This is a genomic window from Hymenobacter qilianensis (genome assembly GCF_014489555.1).
GTDB lineage: Bacteria > Bacteroidota > Bacteroidia > Cytophagales > Hymenobacteraceae > Hymenobacter > Hymenobacter qilianensis.
In genome coordinates this window covers 1,766,908-1,779,388 of the sequence record NZ_CP060784.1, presented here as the reverse complement: position 1 = coordinate 1,779,388, position 12,481 = coordinate 1,766,908, and the positions used below count along the sequence as shown (strand labels likewise).

The following is a 12,481-nucleotide window of genomic DNA, read 5'->3' as shown; positions in this document are numbered from 1 at the left end:
TTGAAACGACGCGATTTTGTCGGGCTGTCGGGCTTAGCGGCCGGCGCCCTGTTTTTGCCCAGCTTTCCAAGTCTGGGGGGCAATTTGGTTACGCCCGAGCAATTGCTGATTCCTGCCGCCGACGTAGCCCTGAAAAAGCGTCTGGCCGACGCCGCGCTCAATGCCGCTAAGTCGGCCGGTGCTTCCTACGCCGACGTACGCATTGGCCGCTCCTTGAACCAAGGCATTTTCACCCGCGAAAAGCAGGTGCAGAACATTGCCAGCACCGAAAGCTACGGCGCCGGCGTGCGCGTATTGGCCAATGGCACCTGGGGGTTTGCAGCCACCAATACTGTAAGTGAAGCCGGCCTGGCCAAAGCCGCCCAGCTAGCGGTGCAGATTGCCAAAGCCAACTCCAAAGTGCAGAAGGAGCAGGTGAAGCTGGCGCCGGTAAAAGGCCACGGCGAGGTAAGCTGGAAAACTCCAATTCAGCAGAACGCTTTCGAAGTACCGATTGCTCAGAAAGTGGATTTGCTGTTGGGAGCCAATGCGAAGGCTATGGACAACGGCGCCAGCTTCGTGAACTCATCTCTGTTCCAGGTTAATGAGCAGAAGTACTTTGCCTCTACCGACGGCTCTTATATCGACCAGGACATTCACCGCATCTGGCCAACCTTCAGCGTAACGGCTATTGACCGGGCCTCAGGCAAATTCCGCAGCCGCCAAGCGCTGAGTGCGCCGATGGGCATGGGCTACGAGTACCTCACGCCGAAAGCGGCTGATAAAGTAGCTGGCCCCGCCGGCTCCGATTTGGTAGGCTACAAAAACAGCTACGACATTTTGGAAGACGCTACGGCCGCTACCAAGCAGGTAAAGCAAAAGCTGACTGCCAAATCGGTAACGCCCGGCAAATACGACCTCGTGCTGGATCCCCATCACCTGGGCCTGACCATCCACGAAAGCGTAGGTCACCCGACGGAGCTGGACCGTGTACTCGGTTACGAAGCCAATTACGCCGGCACTTCCTTCGCTACTTTGGAGTGGCGCGCCAAAAAGCAGCCTTACGGCTCCAAGTTGGTGAACATTGTAGCTGACAAGCAGCAGGCAAATTCGCTCGGTGCCGTTGGGTTCGACGACGAGGGCGTGAAAACCAAGAAGTGGGACCTGATTAAAGACGGCATGCTCATCGACTACCAGAAGATTCGTGACCAGGCCGCGATGGTGGGTCAGAATGAGTCAGATGGGTGCTGCTACGCGCAGTCGTGGGCCGATGTGCAGTTTCAGCGCATGCCGAACGTGAGCCTGCAGCCGGGCAAGACGAAGCTCTCCGTGGACGACATGGTAAAAGGTGTGGACAAAGGCATTTACATTGCCGGCCACGGTTCTTTCTCCATCGACCAGCAGCGCTACAACTCCCAGTTCGGTGGTCAGGTGTTCTACGAGATCAACAAAGGCAAAATCACGGGGATGCTGGAAGACGTGGCTTACCAGACCAACACCCTGGAGTTCTGGAACAGCTGCGCCGCCATCTGCGACGAGTCGGACTACCGGTTCTCGGGCTTCTTCAACGATGGCAAAGGTCAGCCTTCGCAGAGCAGCGCCGTAAGCCACGGCAGTTCCACTACGCGCTTCAACGGCGTGAACGTCATCAACACGGCCCGTAAGATTGGATAATGGGAAATTCAGGCCTAGCCATTTTGCAAAAGAAAATGGCTAGGCTTGAGGCCAATTGTTGCATAACTATCATAAAATCAGCTAGCAATGCCCATTCTCTCAAAAGACGAAGCTCAGACTATTCTCAAGAAAGTTCTGAGCTATAGTAAGGCCGATGAGTGTACCGTAACCCTGCAAGGACGCACCAGAGGCAACATCCGCTACGCCCGTAACAACGTGAGCACCGCCGGCGCCACCGACAACGTGTCGCTGGTAGTGGAATCAGGCTTTGGCAAACGCTCGGGCGTGGCTACCTGCAATGAGTTCGACGAAGCTACGCTGCGCCGGTGCGTACAGCGGGCCGAAGAAATTGCCCGCCTTGCCCCGAAGATCCTGACTATGTGCCGCTACTAGGTCCGCAGCAGTACCTCACGCCAGTATCATTTGCTCAGACGACTGCCAACATCACACCTGATTTCCGCGCTAAAGCTGCCGCTGATAGTATTGCTTTATGCCAAGACCGCAAGCTTACGGCGGCGGGCTACTTAGAAGATGGTGCCAGCTTCTTGGCCATGCGCAACAGCAAGGGCCTCGAAGCGTATCAGCAAGACACCAGCCTCGATTTCTCCGTCACCGTCCGCACACCTGACGGTACAGGTTCGGGCTACGCCGTAGCTGACTTCACGGATGCCAACAAGCTCGACGCCAAGGCTCTAACCAAAATTGCGGCCGATAAAGCGGCTGGTTCAGTGAATGCAAAAGCCATTGAGCCGGGCAAGTACACCGTAATTCTGGAGCCGGCTGCGCTGGTTTCCGATGAAGGGTTGCTCAACAATCTGATGTACTCGCTCGACGCTCGCTCAGCGGATGAGGGGCGCAGCTTTTTGAGCAAAAAAGGCGGTGGCAATAAGCTCGGTCAAAAGCTCTTTGATGAGCGTATAACCATCTACTCTGACCCCCTCAATGCAGAGGCGCCCGGCAACGTGTTTGACGGTAATGGCTTGCCAACGAAGCGTATGACCTGGATTGAGAAGGGTGTGATGAAGAATATGTACTATTCACGCTTCTGGGCCCAGAAAAATAACGTCGCGCCCACCGCTTTCCCCAGTGGCTTCATCATGGAAGGCGGCACCCAAACGGTGCAGGACATGATCAAAAGCACCGAGAAAGGAATATTGGTAACGCGCCTGTGGTACATCCGCGACGTTGACCCACAAACCTTGCTCTATACTGGCCTGACGCGCGACGGTACCTTCTACATCGAGAACGGCAAGATCAAGCACCCGGTGAAGAACTTCCGCTTCAACGAAAGCCCGATTATTATGCTGAATAATATCGAGGCAATAGGCAAGCCGCAACGTCTGGGGGGCAATTTAGTGCCACCTCTGAAGATTCGCGACTTCACCTTCACCAGTTTGTCGGACGCTGTATAAGTATTGTTCGACAATAAAAAAGCCCCCAGATGATTTCTGGGGGCTTTTTGATGAAGTTAAACCAAAGGCGAAGGCTTAGTTATTCCTCCCCAGCTGAAAGCTTACATAGGCTTGAAACACGCGGTTTTTCAGCTCCGGGTCGTTTACGCCGCTGATGTTGCGGTAGTCGCTGATGTTGTTGAGACTGGTGGTAAAGCGGCCACCCACGGATAAGCCCAGCGGCAGCTTGATGCCTGCGCCTAGTGCCACGCCCAGGTCGCTTTTCTTGAAATCACCGCTTGAATCGCGGTCGAAGTCAAGGTATTCGCTCGGGCCAGAGCTTGTCATATCCACTTGCAAGCGGCCATTGTCTTGGGCCGAAACCAGATAGCTGAACTGTGGACCAGCCTCCACGAACACCGGACCGAGGCTCACTTTCGCGAGTACGGGCAGGGTGAGGTAGTGCAGTTTAGTGTCGAACTCCTCCAATGACTGGTCGCGGATGAGGCTGCGGGCCTGGGCACCCTGCATGGAATACAGCAGCTCGGGCTGCAACGAAACCGGGCCGAGAATCTTTGCTTCGTAAAAAATACCGGCATGATACGAGGTTTGATACTCAGCATCGTCGCCGACGTTGCCGCTGAGCACGGCGCGGTTGATTCCACCTTTCACCCCAAACTGTGCGTGGGCGCTAAGTGCCAGAGAAAATAAGCTAAACAGCAATAAGACAGTGCGTTTCATAGTAGTTGCAGATAAGAGTGTGAGTGTAATACGCTTCAACCTTAAATTGTATTGTAGGCAATAGCGTATTATTTATACATGATTGTTTTGCATTAATTGGGCCAGAATAAAATCAGCAGCCAGCCACGACTTATTAAGATTTGCCGGATGAGTCGGCGGCAGGTTGTATTTTCCAACCAGAATTTGCCCCCCAGGCAACTTTGTTGGCTTCCCGCCGTCTCTTTTCCGTCGCTTACCTGCTTCTATGCCCGCTCCGTTTACCTTCGTGCGCCTCCAATACCGTTCCGGCGACTGGGATTCTGTGGATGAGCGAATGCCCACCAACTTGCTACACTCTCTGATTCAGTACACTACGGTGCCCGTCAATCAGAAAGAGAAGGTGGTGGCCCTAGACAGCCCCGATCTTTTCAGCTATCCGTTCTGCTACCTGTCGGGGCACCGCCTGGTGCAGTTTTCGGCGGCTGAAAAGCAGAACTTCACTCAGTATGTGCGCAATGGCGGCTTCGTATTCGTGGACGATTGCAACCATGACATCGACGGCCTCTTTGCCCGTTCGTTTGAAGAACAGATGCGCCAGTGCTTTGGTGCAGGCGCCCTCAAGAAAATCGCCAAGACGCACCCGATTTATAAGTCCTTCTTTACTTTCAAGGATGGCCCGCCCCCACGGCTTTCGAGCTAAATGGCTGGGGCGACGACCTGATACACGACTACCTGAAAGCGGTGGAAATCAACGGCCGCATCGGGGTTTTGTATTCCAACAAAGACTACGGCTGCGAGTGGGACTACGACTACCGCAACAAGCGCTGGCTGGCCGAAGACAACACCAAATTTGGCGTCAACATTCTGATGTATGCGCTAACCGCTTAATCCTAAAGAACACTGCGCCTTTCCTCTGCGAAACTCTGCGGGAACCGACGCCTGAATATTGCCCGAAAAAGCCCCCTGCATGACCGAACAAGAAGTACACCGTCTGTTAGCTAAACTTCCTCCGCTTAAAGAAGAAATTGCCAAAGTCATTGTAGGGCAAAGCGAAGTGCTCGATGAAGTGCTCGTCGCGCTGCTAGCGGGCGGCCACGCCCTGCTGGAAGGCGTGCCGGGACTAGCCAAAACCTTGCTGGTGCGCACCTTAGCTGCGGCTACCGATATGTCGTTTCGGCGTATTCAGTTCACCCCCGACTTGATGCCCACCGATATTCTGGGCACCGAAGTACTGGAGGAAGACCACGGCACGGGCCACCGCTCGTTTAAGTTTAACGAGGGGCCGATTTTCGCCAGCTTAGTATTGGCCGACGAAATCAACCGGACACCACCCAAAACCCAGGCGGCCTTGCTGGAAGCCATGCAGGAAGGCCACGTGACGTATGCTGGTCAGGAACACGCTTTGCCCAAGCCCTTCTTTCTGCTGGCTACCCAAAACCCCATTGAGCAGGCCGGCACTTACCCATTGCCCGAAGCCCAGCTCGACCGGTTTTTGTTGTACGTGCGCATTGGCTACCCCACCGAGCAGGAAGAGTTAGCAGTACTCAGCGGCACCACGGGCACGGCCCGCGCCGAGGTAAAGCCAGTGCTGGGCAGCGCCGATATCCGGCAGTTGCAGCAGCTTGTGCGCCAAGTGAGCCTGAGCCCGGAGCTGCTCGATTTTGTGAACCGCTTGGTACGCGCCACGCGGCCGGCCACTACGCAGGTAAAGTTTATTCAGGATTACGGCCGCTGGGGCGCGGGCCCGCGGGCCGGACAAGCTCTCATTTTGTGCGCCAAAGCGCGGGCGTTGCTGCAAGGCCGCTTCGCCGTAACCCTGGACGATTTGCGGACGCTGGCACCGCCAGTGTTGCGGCATCGGGTGTTGCTAAATTTTAATGCGGAAGCCGAGAATATCACGGCCGATGACGCCGTAGCTGAGTTGCTGAAAGCCGTAGCCGTTTAGCCTAGAATTGTATGCTGGCTCCAGAAACCCTACACGCTCTGCGCAACTTGCCTTTAGCCGCCAAACTGGCGGCGGAGGGCTTTCTGGCGGGTCAGCACCGGAGCCGGCGACGCGGCGTGGGCCTGGAGTTTAGCCAATACCGCCCCTACCAGCCCGGCGACGACCTGCGCCGCCTCGATTGGCGCCTGGCCGCCCGCTCCGACCGCTACTACATCCGCGAGTCGGAGGTGGAAACGAGTCTAATGATCCATCTGCTGCTCGACGCGAGTGCCAGCATGAATCACCGCGACGACAACGGCCTGACCAAACTGGATTATGCCCGGCTGGTGCTGGCAAGTATGGCATATCTAGCCACTAATCAGGGCGATGCAGTAGCGCTCAGCATCCTGCGACCGGAAGGACTTCAACATTTGCCCCCAAGGCCGAGACTCGGCAGCTGCCGCGACTTTTTCATATGTTGGAGAAAACGGAGGCAATAGGTCGCTTTCCGAGTACTGCTACGCTGGCTCCGCTCACCTCCCGGCGCCAACGTGCTCTGACGGTTTTTGTGAGTGACTTGTATGAGGAAGATGCTGAGATGGATCAACTACTCACCCGCTTGCAGGCCGTAGCCGGGGAGGTATTGGTTCTGCACTTGGTGGCCCAAAATGAGCTACAGTTTTCCTACCGCGGCTCTATCACCTTCGAAGACCTCGAAACCGGCCAGATTCTTCAGCTCGACGCCGACCAGCAGCGGGCCGCATATCAGCAAAACCACCAGGAATGGCTGCGCAACACGGCTCAATCGGCCCGGCGCCACGGTTTCGATTACCATCAGCTCAGCACCACCGACCCGCTTGATCAGGCCATGCGCGAGTTTCTGCGCCGCCGCGAAGCCCAGATATGAGCCGTGGGGGGCTTTTTCGACCTATTTTGTACTTTTAGATGAGTGATGTTTTCTTCATTATATATCAATCAAAACGACCGTCATGCAGAGCGCCGCGAAGCATCTCGCGTGCTGATGTTGCAATGATAATCCAACCAAACACGCGAGATGCTCTGCATGACGGTCGTTTAGAAAAGTCTTTCATTACTAATTCATAAGTCAACCTTGTTCACCCTTCTCACTCCATCTGCGTTGCTGGCTTTGCTGGGGCTGCTGGTGCCCTTGGCCATCCACCTCTGGAACCGGCGGCCGGGCCGCACGGTGCAGGTGGGCAGCGTGCGGTGGCTGGCGGCCTCGGCCAATCGGCGCCTGCGCAGCCTGAAGCTGGAGCAGCTGTTGCTGCTGCTGTTGCGGGCGGCTATAGTGACAGTCTTGGCGGTAGCTCTGGCCGGACCGGCGTGGCAACGACCCGCCCCACCCGCGCGGGGGCAGGTGCTGGTGAGCCCGGAGCTGCTGACGTCGGCTACGCTGCCAAGTGTGCGGCCACTAGTCGATTCGCTGCGACGGCGAGGGTATGAGGTAAGTCGTTTGGAGAAGAGGTTTCCGCTAATCTCAGCGGAAGAATGGACCGCTATAGTTGCTAATCCAACGGCTTCGGACAGTGCTGGCTATACAACAGAGCCAGACTTTCTGTGGGCCCGCGCCGCGCAGGCCGCTCAGCGTTTCGCAGACAGACCGGTGCACTTGCTTACACCGGCCAAGCTGGCTGATTTGCAAGGCACCCGCTCCAATTTGCCCCCAACCTCACCTGGCAGCTTATTCCTTCTCCTGATTCGGGGGCTTGGGTGCAGGCGGCGGGCCTTAGCGGAGCAGACAAGCTGCGCCTGCTGGTTGGGCGCAGTGATGAGGAAAAAACTACGTTTCAGCCTATTACAGTAGCTCGGCCCGATGTCGCGGGCGCTGTGTCTGTGCCGGGTCTGCCACCGCTGCGCTATGAAACAAGTGCGACCAAGCAGGCTGTAGTGCGGCGAGCAGACGATTCGATGGCTGTACCGGTGCAAGCAGCCATGCGCCTAAGAGTATATTACACGGCCGACCAGGCCGAGGACGCGCGCTATCTGGCGGCGGCGTTGCGGGCGGCGGGCAGTGGCCTTTTAGTGCCGCCGGTCATTACCGTTTCAGCCTCGGAGCCCTCCCCTTCTGACTCACTGACGTGGGTTTTCTGGCTGAGCAAAGCTCCTATATCGACGGCGTGGAAGCGGCGCCTAGACAAAGGGTTGAGCTGGTGGCAACAAGCTTCTGGGCCAGGAACTGCCGTAACATCTTCATTCGGGCCTGCGGGGCGGAGGTGCTGATTCCGGTTTTGCGTCGCGATACGGCTGCTATTTTGCCCCCCAGCACTGCTGTTTGGACTGACGGCTCGGGCCAAGCAGTAATGTCGCGGCGAACTGAAGGGCGCGGGCAGGTATACACGCTGCACACGCGTTTGAACCCCGCTTGGAGTGGCTTGCCGGATAGTCCGGAGCTGCCGGCTTTGCTGCTTGAATTGTTGCAGCCATCTGCACCAACACTTGATTTGGCCCGTAATGATCAGCGGGTAATTGCGCCAAGCCAGGTTCAGGCGGCTATTCAGCGCAGTTCAGATTCTTCTGAAAATGCCCCCCGGAAAGCAGTGCGGCCGGCCCCTGACACCTTCACCGATCTGCGGGCCTGGGCGGTGCTGGCAGCGGCGTTGCTATTTGGCCTGGAGCGCCTGCTGGCCCGGCGGCGACCTATTTCTTCCCCCGTTTCTCCCGCATGACACCCACAACCCAAGCTGCTGTAGCGCCTTCTCTGGCCGCCTCGCCCGCACTCCGGGCCGAGTGGCGCCGTTATGCTCTGCGCCGAACGGGCGCCTTGTTGCTGCCTGTTGGGGTGGGGGGCATTTTGCTGGCGGTAATTGCCCGCTACTGGCCCGTGCCGATGTGGGCAGTGGGAGGAGCGGCGCTGCTGCTGGCCGCTTACGCCATCATTCAGCTACGCCACTTCTGGAACGCTGACCTGGTGCCCACAGCCCGGCAGCTCGACCGGCGTTTTCCGCAACTGGAAGACAGCACTGGCTTATTGCTGCGCGAGCCATCGGAACTGAATTTGCTGGAAAGCCTTCAGCACCAACGCGTAAGCAGCCGCTTGCAGGGGCTGCAAGCCACGGAGAAAACTTTGCTCCCGTTTGATTTTCAGCCGGCGCTGGGCTGGGCTGGGTTGCTGCTTATTTTGGCGGGAGCAGCTTGGTGGCTGCGGCCAACCTCGCAGGCCCCGGCACCAACTGTAGCCCCTGCCGTAGCGCTGAACTTTCCTGAAGAAAAGATTAATCCCGCCGCGCAAGCCGCGCCGCGCGTTACGGATACGCGCATCAACGTGACGCCGCCGCCTTATACGCGCCGCGCCGCTACGAGTGCCGCCATGGCTTCTTTCCGCTGCCCTAGCGGGTCAAAGGTGCGCTGGACGGTGCGCGTAAACCGCGCCGCCGACGCGCCGCCGCAGCTGGAGCTGGGCACGCGGCGGGTGGCTTTTCGGGCTGTTCCCGGCCAAGCCAACACCTTCACAGCAGAGCAAACCCTGACGGCTTCCGTGCTTTATCGAATACGTTTTGCCGGCAAAGCCTCCGATGATTATGCCATTGATGTGCAGCCCGATCAGGCTCCTGTGGTTCAGATTCAGAACCCGAAGCCGTATACGCTCATTGAGTTTGGCGACAAGCCGCAAATAGCAATTCGGGTGGCTTTGCGCGACGACTACGGCCTGAGCCGAGCCCGTTTGGTAACGACAGTAGCCCAGGGACAGGGCGAAGCAGTGAAATTTACGGAAGTAGTTACGGACCTCAGCGGCCCGCTGCGTGGACAGCCCGCCCAAGCCACGGCCACCCATTTGCTTAGTCTGCCCAAACTTGGCCTGACCTATGGTGACGAGGTATATTTCTATGTGCAGGCCTGGGACAACGCCCGCGGCAGCACCCGCTCCGACACGTACTTAGTGCAGTGGGAAGATACAGCCGTGGTAGACGGCACTTCCGACCTGTCGTTGGGCGTGAACGTGGTTCCGGCGTACTTTCGGAGTCAGCGCCAGATCATTATTGATACTGAAAAGCTGATTGCCGAGCAGCCCCGCCTGCCCGCTACTACGGTTGCGGAGCGCGGCAACAATCTGGGCTTCGATCAGAAGATTCTGCGCATGCGCTATGGCAAGTTTTTGGGCGAAGAGTTTGAGCAGGGCATTGGCGAAACGGCCACCCGGCCGGCCGCAGCGAAAAAAGAGGAAGACAATCCTGCTACCGCCGAGCAGGAACCAAGCACCGAACAGGAAGAGCACTCGGCCGATGATGGCCACGACCACAGCGGCGACAAGTTTCCTTCCGCTACCGACGTTCCCGGCGAGGCTGCCACGGCTGCGCTTATGGAGCCTTACATGCACCTGCACGACGACAGCGAAACGGCCGACTTTCTGGAGCCAGAAGTGAAAGCCAAGCTGCGCGGCGTGCTGGCTCAAATGTGGGAAGCCGAGCTGCGGCTGCGCACCAGCCGGCTGAAGGAAGCTTTGCCATACGAGTATCGGGCCCTGCGCCTGCTCAAGCAAGTGCAGCAGCAAACGCGCGCTTACGTCAAGAAATCGGGTTTTACGCCGCCGATATTGCCAGAAGCTACTCTTCGGCTTACCGGCGAGATGGGCAACGCCGCCGCGCCGCGCCGGGAGCAGAAAATTGCTCCCCCGCCCATGCAGCCTGCCGTGCGTGCTGCCTTGCGCTGGCTGGGCGCCACTCGGCGCGGGCAGGTTGCCAAACCAACTGATGCCTTAGTACTTGAACAAGCGGGTCAGGCCCTGGCGCAGGCCGCGCTGCAACGTCCGGGGGCCTACCTCACTGCCCTGCGCGATTTGCGTGGCCTGGTATCAGATGTGCGCGCCGGCCGGCCGCTACGCCTAGAGCTTGTGCCATCCGTGGAGCGTGCGCTTACCGGCCTTCTCCCCACCCCGGCGGCGACGCCCACGCGGGTGCCGGCCGCCAACCCGCTGGCCCAGCGCTATTTCCAGGAATTAAGCCGGTAAGCTTTGTCTAGAATGCCCCCCACGTTTCTGTATTACGCGCTACTTATCCTCTGCGTGCTTTTAGTAGCAGGGCTGACCTGGAGCGCCCTGCGCCGACCCAACCGACAGCGGCTTGCCTTGCGCCTGTTGGCGGGCGTGCTGGCCGGAGCCGGGCTTTGGTTTACAGCCTTTCCGCCCACCCGCAGCATACCAGGCGCACAGCACGAAACCATTCTACTCACCGAGGGCTTCCAGCCAGATACGCTACGAGCTTTGTTGCGCCAGCTGGGGCCGGCTACCCGCCTGTGGCGCACCAGTTCCGTATCGGGAGCTGACACGGTTACGGCCGCCAACATTCTGCAAATCAGAGAGCAGCAGCCCAACCTGCGAATCCTGCACGTGCTGGGGAAAGGCTTGCCCGCCGCCGACCTTCCCCTGCTCGGCCCGGTCCGCCTAGTCTGGCATGCACCGCCCGCCCGGGCCGGTTTTCGAGTGGCCAATTGGACGCCCCGCGTAGAGCTAGGGCAGGCGCTGCAGATAGCGGGCTCCTTTGATAATTTGCCCCCCAGCGCTGGCAACACCACGCCAACATGGGTCCACCTGCGGGCAGCAGGCGCGCCGCGCGACTCGGTGCGCCTGACGCGTGGCCGGGGGCTTTTCGGTTGAGCTACGTGCCGAAGGCGGCCGGCTTGGCCGTGTACGAGCTGGTAGCGCGGCGTGGGGGGCAAATTTTGACCTCTGAGCCCGTGCCGGTGGAGGTAGTACCCACCCGCGCCCTACGGGTGTTGTTGCTGGCCAACACACCGTCTTTTGAATTCAAATTCCTGAAAAATCAGCTCGGCACGCGGCAGCACGCGGTAGCCTTGCGCGTAGGCATCAGCCGTGGCCTGACGCAGACGGAGTTTCTCAATCAGCCCACCCACGACATTTCCCGGCTTACACCCAGTTTGCTAGCACATTATGATGCTGTCATAGCCGATGCGGGCACGCTATCCACGCTTTCAGGGGGCGAAGTTCAACAGCTTACCACCGCACTGCGCACTGGTGGGCCGGGCCTGATTGTGTTGGCCGACGCGGCCCCCCTGCCTCGCCTCACGCCGGCTCGGGCGACTTTTAGTATTGTACCTGTTGCTATGGCAGCTTCTGCTAAGCCTCAGCCTATTCAGTGGCCGGGGCTTCGGGCCGCACCACTGCTACAGTACCGGCTACCTTGCGGCCATCGGCCCGCTTGCGCCCCATGGTTACCACGGGCCAGGGGCAGGCCGTGGTAGCATCCCAGCGCCTGGGGGCCGGAACGATGGTCGTATCGGTGCTACCCGAAACCTTCCGGTGGGCTCTGCAGAATGATTCGCTGACGTATAATGCCTACTGGAGCCGCCTGTTGACTGCCGTGGCCCGGCCCGAGACTTCTACGGCGGCCTGGCGGGTGACAACTGCCTGGCCTCGCCCCAATACCCCGGTAGAAGTACAGCTAACTGCGGCCCCCTTTCCTACTACCGCGCCTACGGTGCAGGGCGCAGCGCAGCCCATACGCCTGGCTATGCGTCAGGATACGCGCTTGGCTGAGTGGAGCACCGGACAATTCTGGCCCGACTCGGCGGGGTGGCACCGCGTGGCGCTGGCTGGTAAGGCGACGCATTCGTTTTACGTGTTTGGGGGGCAAAATTGGCTCGGCCCTGAAGCTGACCTACGCCAACAGGCGGCACAAGTGTGGCTGGCCGATTCGCCTGGCTCTACGATGGCTTCACCGATACTCACTCGTCAGGCGTGGCCGGCGGTTTGGTTCTTTGGCTTGTTTTTGCTGGGGGCAGGCTTTTTGTGGCTGGAGGAAAAACTGTAGCCCCGACG

The 12,481-nt window shown here is 58.8% G+C and carries 12 protein-coding genes and 2 pseudogenes; 12 read left to right on the top strand and 2 right to left on the bottom strand.

The features are described 5' to 3' along the window. Together H9L05_RS08190 and H9L05_RS08185 are read left to right on the top strand one after the other, a co-directional pair. The gene (locus H9L05_RS08190) at nucleotides 1-1,653 is read left to right on the top strand and encodes a TldD/PmbA family protein (RefSeq protein WP_187733741.1); all 1,653 of its coding nucleotides are present in this window, start codon (nucleotides 1-3) and stop codon (nucleotides 1,651-1,653) included. Between the two features lie 87 nt (nucleotides 1,654-1,740). After that, nucleotides 1,741-3,065 (top strand): annotated as a pseudogene (locus H9L05_RS08185) (TldD/PmbA family protein). A 75-nt stretch (nucleotides 3,066-3,140) separates the two neighbouring features. On the opposite strand, the gene H9L05_RS08180 reads toward H9L05_RS08185, so the two are convergent. After that, complete coding sequence (locus H9L05_RS08180; RefSeq protein ID WP_187733740.1) at nucleotides 3,141-3,785, bottom strand: porin family protein; 645 nt, start codon at nucleotides 3,783-3,785, stop codon at nucleotides 3,141-3,143. Between the two features lie 244 nt (nucleotides 3,786-4,029). On the opposite strand from H9L05_RS08180, the pseudogene H9L05_RS08175 reads away from it, so the two are divergent. The 5 genes and pseudogenes from H9L05_RS08175 to H9L05_RS08160 all read left to right on the top strand — a co-directional run bounded on the left by H9L05_RS08175 (nucleotide 4,030) and on the right by H9L05_RS08160 (nucleotide 7,513). Further along, nucleotides 4,030-4,652: pseudogene (locus tag H9L05_RS08175) on the top strand (DUF4159 domain-containing protein). Between the two features lie 79 nt (nucleotides 4,653-4,731). Continuing rightward, on the top strand, nucleotides 4,732-5,709 hold the full coding sequence (locus H9L05_RS08170; RefSeq protein ID WP_187733739.1) for an AAA family ATPase: 978 nt from the start codon (nucleotides 4,732-4,734) through the stop codon (nucleotides 5,707-5,709). 11 nt (nucleotides 5,710-5,720) lie between these two features. Beyond that, nucleotides 5,721-6,188, top strand: coding sequence for a DUF58 domain-containing protein (locus H9L05_RS23395; protein WP_223284816.1), 468 nt, complete (start codon nucleotides 5,721-5,723; stop codon nucleotides 6,186-6,188). Further along, nucleotides 6,164-6,595, top strand: a complete 432-nt coding sequence (locus tag H9L05_RS23390) for a DUF58 domain-containing protein (protein ID WP_223284815.1) — start codon at nucleotides 6,164-6,166, stop codon at nucleotides 6,593-6,595. Before H9L05_RS23395 ends, H9L05_RS23390 begins: the two co-directional genes overlap by 25 nt. 204 nt (nucleotides 6,596-6,799) lie before the next feature. Then, on the top strand, nucleotides 6,800-7,513 hold the full coding sequence (locus H9L05_RS08160) for a BatA domain-containing protein (protein WP_187733738.1): 714 nt from the start codon (nucleotides 6,800-6,802) through the stop codon (nucleotides 7,511-7,513). Between the two features lie 175 nt (nucleotides 7,514-7,688). Here the strand turns inward: H9L05_RS08160 and H9L05_RS08155 are convergent, their stop codons facing one another. Continuing rightward, on the bottom strand, nucleotides 7,689-7,847 hold the full coding sequence (locus H9L05_RS08155) for a hypothetical protein (protein WP_187733737.1): 159 nt from the start codon (nucleotides 7,845-7,847) through the stop codon (nucleotides 7,689-7,691). Between the two features lie 12 nt (nucleotides 7,848-7,859). On the opposite strand from H9L05_RS08155, the gene H9L05_RS08150 reads away from it, so the two are divergent. From H9L05_RS08150 to H9L05_RS08130, 5 genes are read left to right on the top strand one after another with little or no spacing between them, the layout of a single operon-like run. After that, nucleotides 7,860-8,375, top strand: coding sequence for a hypothetical protein (locus tag H9L05_RS08150; RefSeq protein ID WP_187733736.1), 516 nt, complete (start codon nucleotides 7,860-7,862; stop codon nucleotides 8,373-8,375). After that, a complete protein-coding gene (locus H9L05_RS08145; RefSeq protein WP_187733735.1) occupies nucleotides 8,372-10,654 on the top strand; it encodes a DUF4175 family protein in 2,283 nt (760 codons plus the stop codon). The genes H9L05_RS08150 and H9L05_RS08145 overlap by 4 nt, the downstream gene beginning before the upstream one ends. A gap of 12 nt (nucleotides 10,655-10,666) precedes the next feature. After that, nucleotides 10,667-11,299 (top strand): hypothetical protein, encoded by a 633-nt coding sequence (locus tag H9L05_RS08140; RefSeq protein WP_187733734.1) that lies wholly within the window; start codon nucleotides 10,667-10,669, stop codon nucleotides 11,297-11,299. After that, nucleotides 11,224-11,904: a hypothetical protein gene (locus tag H9L05_RS08135; RefSeq protein WP_187733733.1), complete on the top strand. Its 681-nt coding sequence runs from the start codon at nucleotides 11,224-11,226 to the stop codon at nucleotides 11,902-11,904. Before H9L05_RS08140 ends, H9L05_RS08135 begins: the two co-directional genes overlap by 76 nt. Further along, complete coding sequence (locus H9L05_RS08130) at nucleotides 11,871-12,473, top strand: hypothetical protein (RefSeq protein WP_187733732.1); 603 nt, start codon at nucleotides 11,871-11,873, stop codon at nucleotides 12,471-12,473. The genes H9L05_RS08135 and H9L05_RS08130 overlap by 34 nt, the downstream gene beginning before the upstream one ends. Nucleotides 12,474-12,481: the final 8 nt, after the last annotated feature.